Here is a 20,306-nt window from a genome sequence, read left to right on the forward strand (position 1 = left end):
GTGGGTGTCATGGGAGGAGCGGTCCGTTCTGATGTTCGCGAAAAGTTGTCTAGGCGTAGTGGCAGGCGACGGCGGCTGCCCCTTCCGGCTCCGCTGCCCGCTGGCCACGGACCTTTGCGCCACCGAACGCCCAGCCCTCCGCACGGTGGGCGGATCCGCCGTCGCCTGCCACTACGCCTAGACAACTTTTCGCGAACATCAGAACGGACCGCTCCTCCCATGACACCCACCCCCTGGCAAGCAGCCATGATCACCCCCGCCGAGGACTTCGACGGCGCCCCGCTCCTGCGGAAGGAATTCCAACTCGCGGAGGGACACGGCGGTGTTGTCCGAGCCACGCTGCGTGCCACCGCCTTTGGCGTCTATGAGGCGTTCATCAATGGAGTCCCGGCGGGTGAGGACGTCCTGAGCCCGGGTTGGAGCTCCTACGAGTGGCGGCTCCGCTACCGTAGCTACGATGTGACGTCCCTGGTGGGGTCCACCACGGTGATCGGGGTGTCCCTGGGTAACGGCTGGTACCGCGGACGCCTCGCCTGGCACGGTATGTCCAACCTCTACGGCAGCGAGCTGGGGTTCTTCGGGCAGTTGGACACCGAGTTCGAGGACGGACACATCCAGACCGTGGCGTCTGGTTCCTCCTGGCAGTCCGGCCCTTCAGCAACCACCTTCAACGACCTCTACGACGGGCAGACCATCGACGCACGCCGGATCCAGAACGGCTGGGCCCAACCGGGCTTCGACGCCGGGACCTGGGCCGGAGTGCGTACGCTGGAGTTCGACGCCGGCCGGCTGGCGGAACCGGCCAGCCCGCCGGTGGTGCGCAGCGAGGTCCTCAAACCGGTGGAGATCTTCACCGCGCCCAGCGGCAAAACACTGGTTGACTTCGGCCAGAACCTGGTGGGCTGGCTCCGGTTCACCCTCCAGGGCGAGGCAGGGCAGACCATCACCGTGCGCCATGCGGAGGTGCTGGAGGACGGCGAGCTGGGCGTGCGTCCGCTCCGCTCTGCCAAGGCCACGGACACGTTCATTCTCTCCGGCGGCGAGGACTTCTTCGAACCGACCAAGACGTTCCACGGCTTCCGCTACGCAGAAATCTCCGGCTGGCCCGGGGAGCTCACCGAAAACTCGCTGGAGGCGGTGGTGGTGCACTCCGATCTGGAGCGCACGGGCACCTTTGAGTGCTCCAACGAGCTGGTCAACCAGCTGCACCGCAACATCGTCTGGGGCCTGCGCGGCAACTTCCTGGACCTGCCCACAGACTGCCCGCAGCGGGACGAGCGGCTCGGCTGGACCGGGGACATCGCTGTCTTCGCGCCCACCGCCGCGTTCCTGTACGACGTCAAGGGCTTCCTGGAGGACTGGCTTCTTGACCTCGCCGCCGAGCAGAAAGCAGCCGACGGCCTGGTGCCCATCACTGTCCCGGACGCCCTGAAGTACTGCCCGCAGCCGCCCGAGTTTCCGTCGCCGGAATCCTCGGCGCTGTGGAGTGAAGCGTCCGTCTGGGTTCCATGGGCGCTATGGGAGGCCTACGGCGATGACACCGTCCTGAAAAACCAGTACGAATCCATGGCCGTGCACACCCGCCGTGTGGAGGGCCTGCTTTCACCCACCGGACTCTGGGACTCAGGTTTCCAGTTCGGTGACTGGCTGGACCCCGACGCCGAGCCGGACAAGCCGTGGGACGCGAAGGCGGACACCGGCGTGGTAGCCACCACGTGCATGTTCCGCACCGCCTCCATCACTGCCCAAACGGCGCGGCTGCTGGGACACCAGGACGACGCCGAGTATTTTGACCGGCTGGCTGCACGTGTCCAGGCCTCGTTCCTGGAGCACTACGTGTCCGGCGACGGCAGCATCCGCAGCGACTGCACCACGGTCTACGCGCTGGCGATTGCCTTCGGGATCCTTCCCAGCCGGGAGCACGTCGACTTTGCCGGAGGACGCCTCGCCGAGCTGGTCCGGAAAAACGACTACCGTGTCTCCACAGGCTTTGCCGGCACCCCGTTCATCACCCACGCCCTCACCGAGACCGGACATGCGGATGAGGCCTACCGCCTGCTCCTGGAGGAGGGCTGCCCGTCCTGGCTCTACCCCGTGACCATGGGCGCCACCACCGTCTGGGAACGCTGGGACTCGATGCTGCCGGACGGCACCATCAACCCGGGCGAGATGACCAGTTTCAACCACTACGCCCTGGGCGCGGTGGCGGACTGGATGCACAAGACGGTGGGCGGTATCAAACCGTTGGCGCCGGGACATGCCAAGGTCCTCATCGCACCCGTACCTGGGCAGGGAATCGACTGGGCCAAGACCTCGCTGAAGACCCCGCACGGAACCATCCGCGTGGAATGGAGGCTCGACGGCGGCGCGTTCCACCTCGAGGCGACCGTACCTGAAGGGGTGGAGGCCGACGTCGTACTTCCGGACGGTGAGCCCCGCACCGTCCAGGGCGGCACCCACAGCTTTGATCACCGTATGGTGGCCGCCAACCTGGACAACCAGGGAAGCCGCTGATGGGCCGGAGCGGCCAGCCGAAGACCATTCAACAACTGCGCCTCGGAGAGATCCGGATGCGCGACCCGTTCATACTCGAGACGGTTCCAGGTGAGTTTGTCCTGTTCGGGACCAGCGACGAGAACGTCTGGGGCGGACCAGCGACTGGCTTCGACTGCTACACCAGTAGGGACCTCGATCATTGGGATGAACCCATCGCCGCGTTCCGCCCACCACCGGGCTTTTGGGCGGATACCCAGTTCTGGGCGCCGGAGGTTCATGCTCTGGAAGGACGGTTCTTTATGTTCGCCACCTTCGCTACCTCCACCGGTGCGCGCCCCCGTGGAGTCGCAGTCCTTGTCTCGGACCATGCCACTGGCCCCTACCAGCCATGGAGTGACGGGCCGGTGACACCGGCAAACGAATCGTGCCTGGACGGAACCCTTTACGTCGATGATGACTCCACGCGCTGGCTTGTCTACAGTCGCGGGACGGAAGGGACATCCGACAGCCTGGGGATCGCCGACGGTGAAATGTACGCCCTCCGGCTGTCACAGGACCTGCGCGCCGGCGTTGGTGAGCCGATCCTGTTGTTCGCCGCCTCCTCGGCGGGCTGGACCCGGCCGCTGCGGTTTCCAGAAGGGGTGGAACCTCCGAAGGGCCTGCACCTTGCCAAAGATCCCCTCTTCACCGACGGGCCTTTCCTGCTCCGCTCAAACGAGGGGACTCTGCTGATGCTTTGGTCGAGCCATGGTGAGGCTGGGTACGCGATGGGCATCGCCGAATCGGAGGGCGGAACCATCACGGGGCCGTGGATTCAGCACGAGGACCCCCTGTGGTCCAGCAACGGAGGTCACGGCATGGTTCTCCGCGCGTCCACCGGGCGAGACTACCTGGCCTTCCACTGGCCGAACAACACCCCGGACGAACGCGTCCAGCTCACCGAGGTCCACATCAACGGGGCCACCATAAAGATCCTGTGATCAAGGCCCCGTACTGAAGCCAGGCTTGTCCGGATCCCGGCAGGCAGGCTCCACGCCACACCGCTTTCCCGATCAGGAGACGCCCACCCTATGTACTCCAACCCCATCCTTCCCGGCTTTAACCCGGATCCGAGCATCGTCAGAACGCCGGACGGCTACTACGTTGTCACGTCCTCCTTCGAGTACCTTCCCGCGCTTCCCATCTATCACAGCATGGACCTGGAAAGCTGGCGGCTTGTCGGCCACGTGGCCACGCGCGAGCACCAGGTCCAGCTCGCGAACGTACCCACGCCGGGAGGTGTCTGGGCACCAACCCTGCGGCACCGCGATGGTGTGTTCTACCTGATCGTCTCTGTGTTCCTCGGCGGCCGCGGGTGCGTCCTGTTCACGTCCACCGACCCCGCCGGGCCCTGGAGCGACGGAACGGTCATCCCGTCCGTCGACGGCATCGACCCCGATCTCGCCTGGGACGCTGAGGGAACCGCGTATGTGACGTTCGCCCGGCACCCTGATGCGATCCAGCAGGTCCGGGTGGACCTCGCCACCGGTGAAGCGCTGGAAGCGCCACGTCCCTTGTGGCCCGGCAGCGGGCTCTATGCGCCCGAAGGCCCGCACCTCCACCGGCGCGGCGAGTGGTGGTACCTGCTCGCGGCTGAAGGCGGGACCGACCGCGGCCATGCCGTCACAGTCGCCCGCTCCCGCCGGCCGGAAGGCCCCTTCGAACCGGCACCGAACAACCCGATCCTCACTGCGGCGGGGACAGGATCACCGGTGCAGAACACCGGACACGCGGACCTTTTCGAACTTCCCGACGGCGGAACAGGCATGACCCTGCTGGGCGTCCGTCCCGTAGGGCTCACGCAGGCATTCTCACCCCTGGGCCGGGAGACCTTCCTGACCACGGTGGAGTGGATCGACGGCTGGCCCCATGCCCGCCTCCCGCACGTTGCCGGCACAGGCCCGGAACAGATCGAGTACGACTTCGCCAACGGCGCAGGCCTGGAAGATCCTGCCTGGATGGCCGTCCGCAGGATGCCCTCAGAATTCGCTCACCCCACACCCCACGGCCTGGTTGTCCGGGGCGAAGGGAACACGCTGGACGCACCCCGGCCCAGCTTCCTCGCCCAGCGGCAGCGCCACCTCGGCATCGAATGCAGGGTGGTGCTCGATGTCAGTGCCGGCACTGGCGGCCTCGCCGTGCGCAACGCCGAGGATAACTGGTTCGGCATTGAAGCTGCACGGGAAGGCGAAGCCATCAGGGTCACGGCCCGCGCGGTCGTGGCGAGCTTCGAACGCTCCTGGGAGGCCGAGGTGCCGGATGGGGACCTTGAGCTGGCAATTCTGACAAGCCCGCCACCGCGGGATTTCAGCGCGGGTGCCGTAGGCGGCGACAGAATCCGCCTGCTCGTCCGTTCCTCAGCGCCCCACTCCAGCACAGAGGAGGTGCTGCTCACCGAACTCGACGGCAGGCACTGGTCCTTTGAAACCGCCAAGGCGTTCACGGGTAGGGCCTTCGGTGTTTTCGCCATCGAAGGCGAAGTCCTGGTACGGCGGCTGGACTACTGCGGCGCAGACTGACCAGCCCGGACACCCGGGGCCAGCGCATCCTACCCCTGGGAGTGGGTCCGCACGTCGGGGCTGACCTCCGCGTGGTGGCCCAGGTTCCTCGAGACGGCGCGTGCCGTGGCGCGGACTGCCGGGGCCAGGACGTTCGGGGGAGTAGACCCGTCCGGGACCACGATGGACAGCGCGGCCACCACCGAACCCTGGGCGTCGAATACGGGCGAGGCAACCGAAACGGTCCTGGAGGGCAGGCTGCGGCGGATCATCGCGATCCCCGTGCGCCGAACATCGGAGAGCGTGCGGCGCACCTGGCCCTCGGGCATGTCCGGAACTCCGGGCTCGTTTTCGGGAGGCTTCCGCAGGATGGCCTCCTGGAATTGTTGGTCAGCGCCTGCCAGCAGGACCAGGCCGACGGCGGTGGACCGCAGCGGAGCCCGGCCGCCCACCCGGTACGCCACCTCGGTTGCGTCCTTGGAGGACAGCCGTTCGATCAGCACCGCCTCTTCGTTGTCACGGACGGCCAGCAGGACGTGGTGCCTGGTCACCTCGAAAAGGTCCTCCAGGTAAGGGAGCGCGATTTCCCGCACGCCATGCCCGCGCGGCGACAGGGAAGCGACCTCCCACAGCCGGACCCCCACAACGTACCGGCCGTCGTCGAGCCGTTCCAGGGCACCCCAGGCAACCAGCCGGGCAATCAGCCGCAGCGCGGTGGGTGCGGGCATGCCGGCGTAACGGGCCATCTCGGACAGCGTCAGGGCGCGACGGCGATCGGAGAAGACTGCGAGCAGGCTGAGGGCGCGGTCCACGACCGGTTCGCCCTGCTTGGGCCGCTTTCCGCGGGCGGGGGTGGTTTCGGTGTCCGGCTGGACGGTCATGGCCTTGCTTCCTTGCGATGCGGGTACGTGAGCTACCCCACAATACTATTCCAACCAATGAAAGTCGGCTGTGGGGTGCAGGGGCCCGCGCAGGAAGCTGTAACAGTTACCGCCATATGTTCAGGAGCCCGCCCGCAATGACCTCCACCAGCCGCGACGCCGACGTCGACACTTCGCTCCGCGCGCGGCCTGCACCCACCCGGCTCCGCGTTGAACACCTGAAAGAGGCCTTTGGAATCACGGTAAGTGCACCGCGGATGTGCTGGGCCCCGCCGGCCGGCACGGTGCTGCAGACGGCATACCACATCACGGCGGACAACGGCTGGGACACGGGAAAGGTCACCTCTGCCCGGCACCAGTTGATCCCCTACACCGGCCCGGCGCTGCAGTCCCGCAGCCGGTTCGAGTGGCGGGTGCGGACGTGGAACACAGACGCCGACGGCTCAGAAACCGAAAGCGCATGGTCCGATCCGATGGCAGTAGAGCTGGGACTCCTGCACGCCTCTGACTGGACGGCGCAATGGATCGGCCCGGAAGAACCGGACGTTCCGGCCCCCGAAGAACGCCCCGGTTACGCCCTCCACAAGACCTTTACCCTGGACGCGGCCCCGGAGATTGCCCGCGCCTACGCCACCGCCCACGGCGTCTACGAGCTGTTCCTGAACGGCGGACGGGTGGGCGACCAGCAGCTCACCCCCGGCTCCACCAGCTACAACACCACCCTCCAGGTCCAGGCCTACGACATCACCGCACTGCTGCGGCCCGGCACCAACATCATCAGGGCCGTCCTCACCGACGGTTGGTACCGCGGAACCTTCGGATACACGCGCGACGCCGACATGTACGGCAGCAGCACGGCCTTCCTTGCGCAGTTGGAGATACAGTCCGGGGACAGCAGGACGGTCATCGGCACGGACGGGTCGTGGCGGGTGTCCCCGACGGAGATCCTCAGCGCTGACCTGATGGCCGGGCAGCGGACGGACTTCCGGGTGCCGGCCAGCACGGACGACGACGGCGCACCTTACGGAAGTGCCGCGGCGGAGGCTGGTGCCGCCGTCGTCCGTAACTGCAGTTACGGAACGCTGACCGGCCCGGTGGCCCCGCCCACCCGGATCATAAAGGACCTCAGCCCGGCATCCGTCACCAGGCTGGCCGGCGGCCACCAGGTGGTGGACTTCGGCCAGAACATCCATGGGTGGGTGCGGCTCACCAGACTGGGCGGGCCGGGGGAACCGGTGACCCTAGTATACGGCGAAGCGTTGGACGCGGACGGCGACGTGACCAAGGACCACCTCCGCCCGCACGACTTCCGCCGCCCGGGCCAGTTCCTGCCTGCCGGGCAGGTTGACGAGGTGACCGCCTCGGGCGCTGCGGGGGAAGTGTTCGAACCCCGGCACACCACCCATGGCTTCCAGTACGTTTCCGTGCAGGGCCTTGTCACAGACCTGGCGGCGGAAGACATCACCGCCTGTTTGGTCCACACGGACCTGGAACCCGTAGGCAGCTTCACCTGCAGCGACCCGCGGCTCAACAAGCTCCATGACATCGTCGAATGGAGCTTCCGGGACAACGCCTGCGAGGTTCCCACCGACTGCCCGCAGCGCGAGAAAGCCGGCTGGACGGGGGACTGGCAGCTGTTCGTGCCCACCGCCGCGTACCTCTACGACGTCACCGGCTTCTCACGGAAGTGGCTCCGCGATGTCCGTGCCGACCAGTGGGAATACGGCGTCATCGCCAACATCTCGCCGTCGGCCGGCCCCGGGGTTACCTCGGCCGAGTTCATGGCGTTCACCAACGGGTCCTGCGGCTGGGGCGACGCGATCGCGATGGTGCCATGGGAGATCTACCTGGCCACCGGGGACGCCGGGATCCTGGCCGAAAACTGGGAGGCGATGAACCGCTGGCTCGGCTTCGTCCGCAGCACCGCGGAGTCGCAGCGGCACACGACCCGCACCGCTGCCGACCAGGTTCCCGCACCGCACGAAAAGTACCTCTGGGACACGGGTTTCCACTTCGGGGAATGGATGGAACCGGATGGCCCGGAACCAGACCTGTTCGCCGCCCGCTCCGCAGACCACGGCATCGTGGCCACCGCATATTACCGGAACACCACTGCGGTCATGGCCCAGGCTGCTGCGGTCATGGGCAGGCCGGAGGAAGCGCGGGCGCTGGCAAACCTTTCGGAAAACATCCGGCAGGCGTGGGAAAAGGAATACCTGGACCCGGCCGGCCAGGTAACCCAGCCAAGCCAGGCGAACTGTGTCCGGGCGCTCGCCTTTGACCTGGTCAGCCCGCAGCACCGTTCCAGCGTTACCGCCCAGCTGGTTTCACTCATTCGGGAAGCCGGCACCCACGTGGGCACAGGCTTCCTGGCCACGCCCTACCTGCTGCCCGTCCTGGCGGACAACGGCCAGCTGGGCCTGGCCTACGAGCTCCTGATGCAGGACACGGAACCTTCCTGGCTGACCATGGTGGACCGTGGTGCCACCACCATGTGGGAGCTGTGGAACGGCATCGACAGCCACGGAAACCCGCACCAATCCCTGAACCACTACAGCAAGGGCGCAGTGGTGTCCTTCCTGCACCGCTACACCGCCGGCCTTCGCCAGGCACCCGGCAGTGCGGGCTGGGAACGGATCATCATCGAGCCCCGTCCCGGTGCCGGGCTGACCACCGCAGCCACATCCCACCTCGGCCCGCAGGGCCTCATTGACGTGTCGTGGGAGATCGACGACGGCGTGCTGGCACTGAGTGCCACGGTACCGCCCGGCACCACGGCCGAAGTCCGGCTTCCCGGTGAACCTGTGGCCGTCATTGGCCCGGGTACCCATTCCCTTGGTGCCGCCGCCGGTGGCAGCACATCCCATGCCCAACTTGTAAGGAGCGCATTATGACAGTGGATACAGCCCATGACGCCGCCGGGATCCGTGGCAGCGAACAGCCGGATATTGCCCGCCCGGGCGGAGTGGATGTTCCATCCTTCCCCATCTGCGACGCGCCGGGTGTTCCCGAAAACGTCTCGGACGTGTCCGCGGTACACCGGGAAGTCACGTACACCCGGGCCATTGGCTTCCGGCCGTTGAAGATGGACATCTGGCTGCCCCGGCAGGCAGCCGGCCCCGTTCCACTGGTGGTGTGGGTGCACGGCGGTGCGTTCCAACTGGGCGACCGCCGCGAACTGCCGCCCACCTTTGCCCCCAACTCCGTGTTCCGGCTGCTCAACGAGGCCGGCATCGCCTGCGCCACGGTTGACTACCGGCACTGCCTGGAAGCACCGTTCCCGGCGCAGCTGCACGACCTCAAAGCGGCTGTCCGCTACCTGCGGGAATACGCGGATCACCTCAACATCCATCCGGACCAGTTCGGTGCCTGGGGCGAGTCCGCAGGCGGCCACCTCGCTGCCCTGCTGGGGCTGACGGGGGACCGGGCTGACCTTGACGGCGGCCTGGGTGCGCAGGGGCACCCAAGCGGCGTCAGCGCCGTCGTCGACTTTTACGGTGTCTCCTCACTGGTGGATATGCCTCCCATGGAAACACCGGAGGGCCTGTTCCCGCCGGCATTGACGGCCGCCGTCCCGGCAGGGATGTCCCTGCAGCCTGGACCGATGCTGGTGGGCGGCTCCGACAGCCCGGACCTGCTGGCCGCCGCCAGCCCGGTCAGCTACGTGGCCCCCGACGCGCCGCCGTTCCTGCTGGTCCATGGCGACAGTGACGGCCTGGTGCCGCACTTCCAGACAGACCTTCTTGCGGCCGCGCTCGCAGACGCGGGAGTGGAGCATCAGGTGGTCACCATCAAAGGCGGCGACCACTGCTTCTTCGGTGCGGAGGACCAGCTGGACCACATCCTTGACGCCGCCGTCGGCTACTTCTCCCGGAAACTGGGCACACCATGACACCACGAACAGAACCAACAGCCGTTTCCCCTGAGGCTGCACCGGCCGGGACGCCCGGACAAATCGCCGCAGGTTTCGCCGAATACCTTGCAAGTCCCGAGGGACCGCAGTTCCTCAACCCGGACGCGGTCCGGACCCCGGGACCCGATGTCTCCATCCGCACCGTCACTGCCGACGGGCGGCATGGGCCGGTGGCCGTCCGGATTTATGGCGAACCGGCCGGCACGGACAGTCCCGCCCTCGTGTGGTTGCACGGCGGCGGATTTGTCAGCGGCAGCGTGGACATCCCCGAATCGGATTACCTGGCACGGGTACTGGCGGACCAGGGCACGCCGGTGCTGTCCGTGGACTACCGGCTGGCCCGCGACGGTGTGTCCTTCCCCATCCCGCACGACGACGCGTTGGCAGGGTGGTTCTGGGCGCGGGAGAATTCCGAATCCCTGGGGCTGAATCCTCGTCTCCTGTGCCTGGGCGGTGCTGGTGCCGGCGGCAACCTGGCCGTGGGTGCCGCGCTGTATCTGATTGACGCCGGCAAGCCCCTGCCTGCCAAGCTCCTGCTGGCCTATCCCTTCCTGCATGCCGAGCTCCCGCCCCCGGCCGGCGGACTGGACGAGGCGGTCATGGCGGAGCTTCCGCGCCACCTGCGGTTCACCCTGGAGGACTGCATCCGGACGGCGGAGAATTACGTTGGCGGCCCGGTCAGCATGGCGCCGTCCTACGCGATGCCCGGCTACGCCGACCCCGCCGGGCTTCCGCCCACGGCTTTGCTGGCCTGCGCATACGACGACGCACGCGGCTCCTCTGAGCTGTTTGCCTCGGCTTTGGAGCGGGCAGGGGTTCCGGTTTCCTACTTCCTCGCCCAGGGCGCGGTCCACGGCCACCTCAACCACGCCGCTGGCCTGCCGGAAGGGCAGCCGGCCCTGGACTTCCTGGCTAGGGAACTGGCTGCGGCCACGGCAGTGTGATGCTGTTTCATTCAGTGAAACCGCCCACGCGGACACCAGCTGCCGTGCCCCACAGTTGAGTGAAGACGCGGTCCGCAGCAGCGGCCGGCGGGGATAGAAACGGCGCGGCACAACATGGAGTCAACGATGACGGCAGGGCAGGTCCTGAAGGGGATCGAGTTTTTCCACCCCGGGGGTGCAACCCCGTTGCTGCTGGACCTGTACCTGCCCGCCGGTTCCGATGCCGGCTGCGATACCGGCGCCGACGCCGGCGAATCCGGGTTCCCCGCCGTCATCCACTTCCACGGGGGCGGCTGGCGGATGGGGGAGCGGTCATCGCTCGGACCCACCGTGGACGGTTTCGGCCTGAGCCCCATCGAGCAGCTGGTGGAGGCCGGCTTCGTGGTGGCATCCGCCGACTACCGCCTGACAGATGCTGCCACGTTCCCGGCCCAGCTGCTGGACGCCAAGGCCGCTGTCCGCTGGCTGCGCGCCCATGCTGCCGATTACGGGGTGGACCCGGGTCGTATCTACGCGTGGGGAGACTCGGCAGGCGGCCACCTGGCCAGCCTGGTGGGACTGACTGCGCGTGCCGCCACGGACGGTGCAACCGACGACGACGTCGCCGCCGTCGCTGCCTGGTATCCGCCCACGGACCTGAACCGCATGGGGGAACAGGCCCGGCCCGACGCCGTCGCCCGCGCGGATGACCCCGGCTCCCGTGAAGCGCTGTTGATCGGCGCCCAGCCCGCCGACGCCCCGGACAAGGCCAAGGCGGCCAGCCCCCTCACCTATGTACATCCGGACGCGCCGCCGTTCCTCCTCGTCCACGGAACGGCGGACCGGTTCGTCCCGGTGGCCCAGTCCGCCAGCCTGACCGAAGCGCTGGAAAGTGCCGGTGCCGCCGTCGAACTTCTCCTGATTGAGGACGCGGACCATATGTGGCAGCTGCCGGACGGGACCCAGGCTGCCGCACGGCAGGCCACCGCCGCCACCATCGATTTTTTCCGCCGCCAGGCGCAGAAGCACTGATCTTCCCGCAATCCGCCGGCGCGATCGCGCCCGGCAAGACCTGAAAGGCCCCTCCATGCAGTTCATCGGCATCACTCACAACGGCGAACCCTGGGCAGCCGCCCTCGTGGACTCCCGGGTTTTCCCGCTCGCCCCTGTCAGCGACTTCTGGTCCGACCCCAGCGGCTGGCAGGACAAAGCAGCGTCGCTGGCACCTGACGCGTCCGCTTCCAAGGGGTCCCTTTCCGGCGCGTCCGACGCCGGCAGTTGGCTGGAGCGGACCAGCATCACCGAAGTGCCGCTCGTCCCCGCCTCCGCACGGGTCATCTGCGTTGGCCTGAACTACAAGGCCCACGCAGCGGAGGGCAGCTACAAGGACCAGGAGCTGCCGCCCTACCCCACCCTTTTCGGCCGCTGGACGGCATCCCTGTCCGTAGGCAACGTGCCCGTTCCGGTCCCGGCCGGTGAAGCGGGCCTCGACTGGGAAGGCGAGGTGGCCGCGTACATCGGGCAGCGCGTCGAATCCGCGGATGAGGCAACCGCGGCAGAGGCCGTCTTTGGGTACTCCACCTTCAACGACATCACTTCCCGCACCGCGCAGAAACTCACCTCGCAATGGACGCTGGGCAAGAACGGCGACTTCAGCGGACCCCTCGGACCGCTGGTGAGCCGCGACGAAGTCGGCGACCTCCGCGACGGCCTCCATGTCCGGACGCGGGTCAACGGCGTCGAAGCCCAGAACGGCAACACCCGGGACATGATCTTCTCCGTTCCCGAAATCATTGCGCTGATCAGCCAGACCTTCACCCTGCACCCCGGTGACGTAATTACCACCGGAACCCCTGAAGGCGTGGGCTACGCCCGCACCCCGCAGTGGCTCCTGCAGCCCGGCGATACGGTTGAGGTGGAGATCGACAAGCTCGGCACCCTGGTCACCCCCGTGGGAGACACCTCGCTCCGGAGCCGTGCCTGATGGGGACCCTGGACGGCCCCCCGCCGGAGCAGATCCCGGGGAAGGTGCAGGTCCTGATTTCCGGCGGGGGGCCGAGCGGCCTGTTCCTTGCCTTGGACCTCGCGGCGCGCGGCATCCCCAGCACCGTGATTGAACCCCGCAGCGCCGTGGACCACACCAGGCCGCGGGCCAAGACCACCAACGCGCGCACCATGACGCACCTCCGCCGGCTGGGACTGGCGGACGCACTGCGCGCAGCGGCGCCGCTGCCGGTTGACTATGCGCAGGATGTCATTTTCTGCACCCGCCTGGCCGGACCCGCAGCCCATGAGTTGCGCCGGTTCCGGAACTCCTTCCAGCTGGTTCCTGGCCGTTATGGCCCGCAGCCCGAATGCGGGCAGCAGGTCCCGCAGCCGGTCCTCGAGGAGGTGCTCCGCGCCGCCGCAGCCCGCAACCCGCTGGTCACCTTCATCACCGGGTGGAGCGTGGTGGACGTGCAGGAACTGCAGGACCAGGAACTTCAGCGTGCAGAAGGCCAGGACACGGCAGGCCAGGGCACCGCGCCGCTGTACGCCGCCGTCGTCCAGGACGCATCCGGCAGCACGGCGACCATCCGGAGCAGCTATGTGGTGGGCGCCGACGGCGGTTCCTCCGCGGTGCGCCGCAGCCTGGGGATCCGCCTGGAAGGCGGTTCCGCTGCACTGTCCAATATCAGCATCCTGTTCCGCTCGAAGCAGCTGGGCCAGGCCATCACCCTGAACTCCGCCGTCCAGTACTGGGTGGTTGGGTCGGAGGCCGCCGGCATGGTGGGACGGATGGACCTGGCCGACACCTGGTGGGCCATCATCCAGGGCGTGGACCCCACCAAGGAGGTAGCCCCCGGTGACGCCGCGGCCCTGGTCCGCTCCCTGGTGGGGACGGACGCGGCGGATATTGACGTCGATGTGGTGGCCACGGATCCCTGGACGGCGCGCATGCTCCTGGCCCCGCAGTACAGCCGGGGAAACATCTTCCTGGTGGGGGACGCCGCGCACCTGAATCCGCCCTGGGGCGGGCATGGCTTCAACACGTGCGTTGGCGACGCCGCCAACCTCGCCTGGAAGCTTGCGGCCGATATCCAGGGCTGGGCAGGGCCGGAGATCCTGGACAGCTACGGCCATGAGCGCCGCCCGGTGGCAGCGCGGACCATCCGCGACGCCGCCGCAAACGGCAAGGCCCTGGCGTACCACTTCGCCGATCCCCGGCTGGACCACGACGGCCCCGACGGCGGGGCGGCACGTCGGGCGGTGCACGAAGCGCTTGCCGTTAAGCAGAGCGAGTTTGATTCGCTGGGCCTGGTGCTGGGCTACACATATGCTGATTCCCCGGCCGTGGTGCCGGACGGGTCCCCGGTCCCTGCCGAGGATCCCATCCGCTACGTTCCTTCCGCCACCCCAGGCGCGCTGCTCCCGCACGCCTGGCTGCAGGATTCCACTTCCTTGTACGACCGGCTGGACGGCGGCTTCACCCTTCTGGCCGACGGCGGAGCGCTGGGCGGGGTGCGGGGAGAGCACGCCTTCGCCGAGGTGCTGGACGCCGGTGCCCGGCAGGGCATCCCGGTGGCAGTTGCCGAGGTTGGGCCCGCCGGTGACGGCACCCCGCTGTCCGAGCTGTGGGGCGCCCCCGCGGTGCTGGTTCGTCCCGACCAGCACGTGGCGTGGCGTGGCAGTTCGGCGGAGGCCGCAGCGGCAGCTTTGGCCGTTGCTGCCGGGTTCGCCCCAGCCGGGGTATCACCGGGAACATCACCGCAGGGCACATCATTCAGCGTCCAGGACGAAACAAGGAGCAACCGTGTCGACGCCGTCATTCCGTGATTACCTCTTTGCCACCGATCATCCCCGCGTCGCGGACATCCGGGGCCTGGATGCCCGTGGGTACGCCGAGGCAGCCAAGCAGGACTCCTTCGCCGGCCCCATGATCGAGGGATGGAAGAAGCTGTACCCGCAGCCGTTCGTGGGGATCACCAGCGACGGCGTGCGGCGTGAGGGGCTGTTTCCGCTGGCGCCGGTCCGGCCCGGCGAGGAGGCGCCCACCGCGGAGATGGTGGCGGCAGCCCGGAAGCTCCTGGGAGTGGTGGGGCAGGAACAGGCGAAGAAGCTCACCTACGCCGTGGACGCCCCGGAGTGGCAGAGCTGGGCGAACCCGGAATTCATGCAGCACGATACCGGCCTCCGGCTGGATGAGCTGGAAACGCCGGTCCGCGATGCTGCCCTGGCCGTGGTGGAGGCATCCCTGAGTGCCGAGGGTTTTGAGCTGGTCCGCAACCTGATGCGCATCAACGGGTTCCTGGGGGGCCTGGTGGAGCTGCCCCTGCTGATGAACGAGTTCAGCTACAACTTCGCGCTGTACGGCGACCCTTCCGAAACGGAACCGTGGGGGTGGCAGATCTTCGGCCACCATGCGGCGCTCAACTGTCTGGTGGCGGGAACCCAGCTGGTGGTCTCGCCGGTATTTATGGGTGCCGAGCCGGACATGATCGACGACGGCCCGTACAAGGGCGTCCGGGTGTTCAAGGAGCGGATCGCCCTGGCCCGCGAACTGATGGCAGCGCTGCCGGCGGACCTGCGCGCAGCGGCCACCGTCTACGCGTCGATGGTGGACCCCGCCATGCCCGAAGGCCGCATCCACGCCGGCGATGAACGCCACCTTGGCGGGTGTTTCCAGGACAACCGGGTGATCCCGTACGAGGGCATCCGGGTGGCGGATATGCCGGCAGAAGCCCGCGGCCTCCTCGACGCGGTGGTGGACGACTTTATTGCCTACCTGCCCGCCGGCCCCCGCGCCGCCCGACGCCGGGAGATCCATGAGCAGTACGGCGAGAGCTTCTTCAGCTGGATCGGCGGCTGGGATGGCCAGGAAGCGTTCTACTTCCGGCTGCAGAGTCCTGTGGTGGTGCTGGAACTCGACCACCACACCGGGGTTTTCCTGGACAACGACGAGCCCGCGCCGTTCCACATGCACACCGTGGTCCGAACGCCCAACGGGAACGACTACGGCCGCGAACTGGTGAAGCAATACCCATCCATTGCTCCCTAACTGCCGTTTTCGACGTCCATAACGGCATCTACTCAGCAGTCGACGGTCCATAAAAGCCAAATGGCCCGGACTTCCTTTAGGAGGTCCGGGCCATGGGTTCTGAATTCGGGGTATCTGGAGGCGCTAGGAGATCTCCAGGGCTGCGCGGCGCTGCGGCGGCGGGCCCACCACGGTGAGGTCCATCTCTGCCTGGGCGCGCCCGAAACCCTCCATGTCCATGTAGGGGGTCCCGCCTTCGGTGTACATGTAGTCCTCGGTGGGCTTGTTGAAGTACTCGAAGAACCCGTTGAAGACCGACGGCGTGAGGAACCCGAGCATCTGGGTGTTGTGCGAGTCCAGGGCGAAGGAGTGGACAGTGCCTGCAGGGGCGTGCAGGAAGTCGCCCTTGGTCAGCAGCACCTCGCGGCCGTTGGCGTACAGCCACATCCGGCCTTCCGTGCAGATGAAGTTTTCCGTGTGTTCGGAATGGAAGTGCATCGGGATGTAGGGCGTCTTGGCTCCCTTGGTGTGCACGGCGAAGTAGTTCGAGCCGGTGTTGGCCGGCCGGGACAGGTAGGTGAACATCGTCTGGTAGCTGGCCAGCCGCTCGCCCTCGTGGGCGCTGAGGAAGTAGGGGCTCTGCGTGGGCGGCAGGCCGGCGTCGTGCTTGAAGGAAGGATCCACGCGCTCGACGTCCGGGAAGGTCATCCCGAACTCCGCCCCCACTTCAGCCTGTTCCTGGAGGCCGGCCGTGCCGCCTGCACGGACCGGGGGCACGTGCGAATCGACGGGGGTGCCCACCCGCTCGTAGTAAACCTCAGCCCCGCCCGGCGTCATCCAGTTCAGGAAGCGGGTGTAGTGGCTGGCCATCCGGTACGCGTGCGGGGTGTTGGGGGGAATGACCACGGAGTCTCCCGGGGTGAGGATGCGGCTTTCGCCGGGCAGCCAGACGTGCAGGATCCCGTCGAAAACGTAGAGCGTCTTGTGCTCCACTTTGTGGCTGACGAATGGCGACTCTGCCCCCATGCCGCCCGAGATGTAGGCAGCGCTGAAGATGCCGCCGGTATCGGCTGCACGGGCGATGACCGTCACCAGCTGGCCGTTGATTTCGTAGCGTGCGCCTTCGCCCGAGGCCATGTAGTAGGGGACAGCTTCGCCGGGCAGCGCGTTGGCAACCGGCAGCTGCTTGTTCATTTCCTCAACGCTGAGGGACATGGGTTCCTTCTTTCCAGTCGGCCGGCCATCGCCGGAGCGTGACCTACATCATGGCTGCCTGGAGCCTCCTGTCACGAGTCGGGATTCCAATGAGTGAAAGCTGAACTTGGCACTACGGGCGGCGGGGGAAGCGGCACAGTACCGCTTCCGCAAGGCTGCCGACCTAGGACTCACACTCCTTGCAGTACTTCCTGCCGTCCTTTTCCCTGGCGAGCTGGCTGCGGTGGTGCACCAGGAAGCAGGACATACAGGTGAATTCGTCGGCCTGGACCGGCACCACCTGGATGAGCAGCTCCTCGTTGGACAGGTCCGCCCCGGGCAGTTCGAAGCTGTCCGCGAGCTCGGTCTCGTCGACGTCGGCGATGGCCTCCCTTCGGCCTGACTTCTCGGTTTTCAGCTCCTCGAAGCCGCTGTTCGGCTCTTCCTCGGGCGTCACCCGGGGAGCGTCATAGTCCACTGACATTGGTGCGTTCTCCTGTCGGCTGGATGCAGTTCGTCCTGAACAGTGCAACAACAGAGCATGGGCGGCGGATATTCCCGACCTGTTTTGTAGGTAGACTGACCTACCTACTATCACCCATAAAAGGAGTCCCCTTTGGCCGCTCGGGATACCGGTGCGCAGACCGCTGCGCACACGCCTATGCCGCCGAAGCGTCCGGCCCGCGCGCTGCTGCTTCAGGCTGCGGCGCGGCTCTTCTATGCACAGGGCGTGGCTGCCACAGGCATTGACACCATCACCACCGAAGCCGGGGTGGCCAAGAAGAGCCTCTACAACAACTTTGCTTCCAAGGCCGAGTTGGTAGCGGCGTACCTCGAGGCCCGGCATGCGGAATGGCTGGGGCTGTACAGCCGGCGGCTGGAGGGTGCCAGGAATCCGCGCGAGCGGGTGCTGGCCGTTTTTGACGCCTATACGGACCATGCCAACGCCGCCTACCTCAACGGGTTTCGTGGATGCGGACTGCTCAATGCGGCAGCGGAACTGCCAGCAGGTGCGCCGGGGCGGCTGGCGGTCCGGAAGCACAAGGAAGAGGTTGAGGGACTGTTGGCACGGCACGTGGCCGAGGTGCTTCCGGCAGGTGATGGCCGCGCCGCCGGACTCGCCCGGCATCTGGCCTTTCTTTTAGAGGGTGCCATGGCCCGGGCCGGACTCGAGGGCAATGACGCGTGCCTGAAAGAGTGCCGGACCATCGCTGCCCGGCTGCTGGCGGACGTTTGAAAACGGCGGCCGGTTCGGCCAATGCGCCGCTCTGGGGCGCTTTGTGCGTGGTGGCGGCCTCCGTGTTGTGGGGCACCACGGGCACCGCTGCCACGTTCGCGCCGTCCGTGAGTCCGCTGGCCATCGGTGCGGTGGCCATGGGAATCGGAGGCCTGCTGCAGGCGCTGTACGCAGCCAACGCGATCACTGGCCAGTGGCCGGGCCTGCTGGACCGCTGGCGCTTGGTGACCCTCGGCGCGGCGGCGGTGGCCGTCTATCCGCTGGCCTTTTACAGTTCCATGCGGCTCTCCGGCGTGGCGGTGGGAACGGTGGTGTCCATCGGTTCCGCGCCGGTGGCGGCCGCGCTCATCGAGCGTTTAGCCGACGGTAAACACCTGACCCGCCGGTGGATGGCGGGAGCACTACTGGGCGTCTCGGGCGCAGCCCTGCTGTCCTTCGCCGGGCATGCGCCGGCCGGTTCCCCTGGCAATTCCTGGACATCGCTGGCCGGGATAGCCCTGGGCCTGCTGGCCGGCGCCACCTATGCCCTCTATTCCTGGGCAGCGCACCGCCTGATCACCGGCGGGCTGTCGTCGCGGGCGGCCATGGGGGCCGTCTTTGGGCTCGGCGGACTGCTGTTGATGCCCGTGCTGGCAGTCACCGGCCGGCCCCTGGTTGAGTCATGGGTCAATTTCTCGGTGGGCGCCTACATGGCACTGGTGCCGATGTTTGCCGGGTACGTCCTGTTTGGATGGGGCCTGGCCAGGATCCGGGCCAGCACCGCCACCGGGATTTCCCTGCTTGAAACCGTGGTGGCCGCTGGGCTGGCGGTCCTGGTGGTGGGTGAGCGGTTGCCGCCGCATGGCTGGCTTGGCGCCGTCGTCGTCATTGTCAGCCTCTTTGTCCTGACGCCGCGGCAGTCAGCCCGCGGGCCGCTCCGGCCGCTTTCTCCGCCCGGGAAAAAACTTGCTCAGCAGCAGGCCGGTGCCCAGCCCCACGAGTGAAAGCCCCAGGACCACAAGGGCAACGATCCGGCCGCCGGCGCCGGCGATGAGCAGCACCAGCCCGGTCAGGCCCGCGAGCGCACCGAGAAAGAGGTCCACCCTGAACCGGGGCGCAGGGTAGCCGGAGAGCAGCTCCATGGCCAGGTGGGGGTCATCGGCGATCAGCCCCAGCTCCAGCTCCTTGAGCAGCCGCCGTTCCTCGTCGGACATTGGCATGGGATCCCCTGGTTTCCAGGTGATAAGGGATATCGGTATCGACGCTAAAACTCCCGTGCCGCTGCGTCAAGAGGCCCGGCTGCATCGCCGTAAGCATCCATCCAGGACGTCGTACCGCAGTACATTCCCCAGGACCCTCACGCCCTGGGTGGGGACGTGCGGGGTGGACTTGGCTGGCGGCATCAGATGTGCGACAGGCAGCCCGGCGAGCAGGAGGCAATGGTCCGCGACGAGCCTGCGGTGGCACCGCCACCACACGGTTTCGCTGCACATGATGGCAGTCTGTTCCGATTGGGCGGCAGCTACGAGCTCTTCCGCTGCAGCGCCGAAGTCCGCGGTGCGCATGTAGGCGGCGTAGGCCCGGAACGACTCGTTGCGCAGGGCCGTATCGGGGGAATCGGGAGGAAGCTTGCGGAAGCCACCCAGCTGCTTTTCCCAGCGGTAGCTGATTCCCGCTTCCGGCAGCCACTCTGCCATGCGGTCCTTGCCAAAGTGGGGGTGCTTCCTGCTGCCCGGCCCGATCCGGACATCCACGAGCGACGCCACACCGGCGGCCTGCAGCCGCGAGGCGAACTCCGCCTGGGAAGCGGTCCCGTGGCCGACAGTGAACAGGGCCCTCACGCAAGCAATGATAGGCACAGCTCCCGGCCGTCTCCCAACAGGCCGGGGGTGGGGATACCAGTCGCCGGGAACCAGTCATCGGGAAGCAGCGGGGCGCTGCGTATGACCAAGCTCGCCAGGCCTTGGTTTCGTCTCTGCGCCGCCCTGCAATAATCTGAACCAATCGGTTGTGCGCGGGGGTGCAGGCGCCCGGTGCAACAGGCAGCACTGTAAGTTCGGGCGACATCACACCAGACGAGGCGGACCCGCATGACGGCTTCAGACCAGCAGCACCCACAGCGCACAGGG

The 20,306-nt window shown here is 67.4% G+C and carries 17 protein-coding genes and 1 pseudogene; 13 read left to right on the forward strand and 5 right to left on the reverse strand.

Going from position 1 to position 20,306, the window contains the following annotated elements:
- From ACKAE7_RS17080 to ACKAE7_RS17095, 4 genes and pseudogenes are all read left to right on the forward strand, one after another.
- Positions 1 to 181, forward strand: a pseudogene (locus tag ACKAE7_RS17080) (ABC transporter ATP-binding protein); the annotation flags it as partial.
- A gap of 38 nt (positions 182 to 219) precedes the next feature.
- A complete protein-coding gene (locus ACKAE7_RS17085) occupies positions 220 to 2,514 on the forward strand; it encodes a family 78 glycoside hydrolase catalytic domain (protein WP_408979829.1) in 2,295 nt (764 codons plus the stop codon).
- Complete coding sequence (locus tag ACKAE7_RS17090; protein ID WP_321201452.1) at positions 2,514 to 3,476, forward strand: glycoside hydrolase family 43 protein; 963 nt, start codon at positions 2,514 to 2,516, stop codon at positions 3,474 to 3,476. The genes ACKAE7_RS17085 and ACKAE7_RS17090 overlap by 1 nt, the downstream gene beginning before the upstream one ends.
- A gap of 90 nt (positions 3,477 to 3,566) precedes the next feature.
- A complete protein-coding gene (locus ACKAE7_RS17095) occupies positions 3,567 to 5,054 on the forward strand; it encodes a family 43 glycosylhydrolase (protein WP_408979830.1) in 1,488 nt (495 codons plus the stop codon).
- A gap of 29 nt (positions 5,055 to 5,083) precedes the next feature.
- Here the strand turns inward: ACKAE7_RS17095 and ACKAE7_RS17100 are convergent, their stop codons facing one another.
- A complete protein-coding gene (locus ACKAE7_RS17100; RefSeq protein WP_188810123.1) occupies positions 5,084 to 5,914 on the reverse strand; it encodes an IclR family transcriptional regulator in 831 nt (276 codons plus the stop codon).
- 137 nt (positions 5,915 to 6,051) lie between these two features.
- Here ACKAE7_RS17100 and ACKAE7_RS17105 point away from each other — a divergent pair, with 137 nt between their 5' ends.
- The 7 genes from ACKAE7_RS17105 (at position 6,052) to ACKAE7_RS17135 (ending at position 15,788) form a co-directional block, all read left to right on the forward strand.
- On the forward strand, positions 6,052 to 8,808 hold the full coding sequence (locus tag ACKAE7_RS17105; protein WP_408979831.1) for a family 78 glycoside hydrolase catalytic domain: 2,757 nt from the start codon (positions 6,052 to 6,054) through the stop codon (positions 8,806 to 8,808).
- A complete protein-coding gene (locus ACKAE7_RS17110; RefSeq protein ID WP_408979832.1) occupies positions 8,805 to 9,806 on the forward strand; it encodes an alpha/beta hydrolase fold domain-containing protein in 1,002 nt (333 codons plus the stop codon). The genes ACKAE7_RS17105 and ACKAE7_RS17110 overlap by 4 nt, the downstream gene beginning before the upstream one ends.
- A complete protein-coding gene (locus tag ACKAE7_RS17115) occupies positions 9,803 to 10,771 on the forward strand; it encodes an alpha/beta hydrolase (RefSeq protein WP_191034908.1) in 969 nt (322 codons plus the stop codon). Before ACKAE7_RS17110 ends, ACKAE7_RS17115 begins: the two co-directional genes overlap by 4 nt.
- Positions 10,772 to 10,897: 126 nt before the next feature.
- Complete coding sequence (locus ACKAE7_RS17120; RefSeq protein ID WP_188810132.1) at positions 10,898 to 11,782, forward strand: alpha/beta hydrolase; 885 nt, start codon at positions 10,898 to 10,900, stop codon at positions 11,780 to 11,782.
- 55 nt (positions 11,783 to 11,837) lie between these two features.
- Complete coding sequence (locus ACKAE7_RS17125) at positions 11,838 to 12,734, forward strand: fumarylacetoacetate hydrolase family protein (protein ID WP_408979833.1); 897 nt, start codon at positions 11,838 to 11,840, stop codon at positions 12,732 to 12,734.
- Complete coding sequence (locus tag ACKAE7_RS17130) at positions 12,734 to 14,566, forward strand: FAD-dependent monooxygenase (protein ID WP_408979834.1); 1,833 nt, start codon at positions 12,734 to 12,736, stop codon at positions 14,564 to 14,566. The genes ACKAE7_RS17125 and ACKAE7_RS17130 overlap by 1 nt, the downstream gene beginning before the upstream one ends.
- Positions 14,544 to 15,788 carry a DUF3500 domain-containing protein gene (locus tag ACKAE7_RS17135; RefSeq protein WP_188810138.1) on the forward strand — a complete coding sequence of 415 codons (1,245 nt, stop codon included), beginning with the start codon at positions 14,544 to 14,546 and terminating at the stop codon, positions 15,786 to 15,788. Before ACKAE7_RS17130 ends, ACKAE7_RS17135 begins: the two co-directional genes overlap by 23 nt.
- 123 nt (positions 15,789 to 15,911) lie before the next feature.
- On the opposite strand, the gene ACKAE7_RS17140 is transcribed toward ACKAE7_RS17135, so the two are convergent.
- A complete protein-coding gene (locus ACKAE7_RS17140) occupies positions 15,912 to 16,982 on the reverse strand; it encodes a quercetin 2,3-dioxygenase (RefSeq protein ID WP_408979835.1) in 1,071 nt (356 codons plus the stop codon).
- Between the two features lie 163 nt (positions 16,983 to 17,145).
- Positions 17,146 to 17,445, reverse strand: a complete 300-nt coding sequence (locus ACKAE7_RS17145) for a DUF4193 domain-containing protein (RefSeq protein WP_174178421.1) — start codon at positions 17,443 to 17,445, stop codon at positions 17,146 to 17,148.
- 177 nt (positions 17,446 to 17,622) lie between these two features.
- Here ACKAE7_RS17145 and ACKAE7_RS17150 point away from each other — a divergent pair, with 177 nt between their 5' ends.
- Both ACKAE7_RS17150 and ACKAE7_RS17155 read left to right on the forward strand, forming a co-directional pair.
- On the forward strand, positions 17,623 to 18,198 hold the full coding sequence (locus tag ACKAE7_RS17150) for a TetR/AcrR family transcriptional regulator (RefSeq protein ID WP_408979838.1): 576 nt from the start codon (positions 17,623 to 17,625) through the stop codon (positions 18,196 to 18,198).
- On the forward strand, positions 18,195 to 19,181 hold the full coding sequence (locus ACKAE7_RS17155; RefSeq protein ID WP_408979836.1) for a DMT family transporter: 987 nt from the start codon (positions 18,195 to 18,197) through the stop codon (positions 19,179 to 19,181). The genes ACKAE7_RS17150 and ACKAE7_RS17155 overlap by 4 nt, the downstream gene beginning before the upstream one ends.
- On the opposite strand, the gene ACKAE7_RS17160 is transcribed toward ACKAE7_RS17155, so the two are convergent.
- The gene (locus ACKAE7_RS17160; RefSeq protein WP_238340564.1) at positions 19,098 to 19,397 is read right to left on the reverse strand and encodes a DUF3040 domain-containing protein; all 300 of its coding nucleotides are present in this window, start codon (positions 19,395 to 19,397) and stop codon (positions 19,098 to 19,100) included. The genes ACKAE7_RS17155 and ACKAE7_RS17160 overlap by 84 nt on opposite strands.
- A gap of 66 nt (positions 19,398 to 19,463) precedes the next feature.
- Positions 19,464 to 20,018 carry a DUF488 family protein gene (locus tag ACKAE7_RS17165; protein ID WP_408979837.1) on the reverse strand — a complete coding sequence of 185 codons (555 nt, stop codon included), beginning with the start codon at positions 20,016 to 20,018 and terminating at the stop codon, positions 19,464 to 19,466.
- Between the last annotated feature and the right edge of the window lie 288 nt (positions 20,019 to 20,306).

The sequence above is a fragment of the Pseudarthrobacter sp. NKDBFgelt genome (assembly GCF_046097905.1).
In the GTDB taxonomy this organism is placed as follows: domain Bacteria; phylum Actinomycetota; class Actinomycetes; order Actinomycetales; family Micrococcaceae; genus Arthrobacter; species Arthrobacter polychromogenes.

Bases quoted from the DNA above. Each gene is read 5' to 3' on its own strand.
- ACKAE7_RS17085 (WP_408979829.1), top strand. From the start codon at position 220: ATGACACCCACCCCCTGGCAAGCAGCCATGATCACCCCCGCCGAGGAC.
- ACKAE7_RS17090 (WP_321201452.1), top strand. From the start codon at position 2,514: ATGGGCCGGAGCGGCCAGCCGAAGACCATTCAACAACTGCGCCTCGGA.
- ACKAE7_RS17095 (WP_408979830.1), top strand. From the start codon at position 3,567: ATGTACTCCAACCCCATCCTTCCCGGCTTTAACCCGGATCCGAGCATC.
- ACKAE7_RS17100 (WP_188810123.1), bottom strand. From the start codon at position 5,914: ATGACCGTCCAGCCGGACACCGAAACCACCCCCGCCCGCGGAAAGCGG.
- ACKAE7_RS17105 (WP_408979831.1), top strand. From the start codon at position 6,052: ATGACCTCCACCAGCCGCGACGCCGACGTCGACACTTCGCTCCGCGCG.
- ACKAE7_RS17110 (WP_408979832.1), top strand. From the start codon at position 8,805: ATGACAGTGGATACAGCCCATGACGCCGCCGGGATCCGTGGCAGCGAA.
- ACKAE7_RS17115 (WP_191034908.1), top strand. From the start codon at position 9,803: ATGACACCACGAACAGAACCAACAGCCGTTTCCCCTGAGGCTGCACCG.
- ACKAE7_RS17120 (WP_188810132.1), top strand. From the start codon at position 10,898: ATGACGGCAGGGCAGGTCCTGAAGGGGATCGAGTTTTTCCACCCCGGG.
- ACKAE7_RS17125 (WP_408979833.1), top strand. From the start codon at position 11,838: ATGCAGTTCATCGGCATCACTCACAACGGCGAACCCTGGGCAGCCGCC.
- ACKAE7_RS17130 (WP_408979834.1), top strand. From the start codon at position 12,734: ATGGGGACCCTGGACGGCCCCCCGCCGGAGCAGATCCCGGGGAAGGTG.
- ACKAE7_RS17140 (WP_408979835.1), bottom strand. From the start codon at position 16,982: ATGTCCCTCAGCGTTGAGGAAATGAACAAGCAGCTGCCGGTTGCCAAC.
- ACKAE7_RS17145 (WP_174178421.1), bottom strand. From the start codon at position 17,445: ATGTCAGTGGACTATGACGCTCCCCGGGTGACGCCCGAGGAAGAGCCG.
- ACKAE7_RS17150 (WP_408979838.1), top strand. From the start codon at position 17,623: ATGCCGCCGAAGCGTCCGGCCCGCGCGCTGCTGCTTCAGGCTGCGGCG.
- ACKAE7_RS17160 (WP_238340564.1), bottom strand. From the start codon at position 19,397: ATGCCAATGTCCGACGAGGAACGGCGGCTGCTCAAGGAGCTGGAGCTG.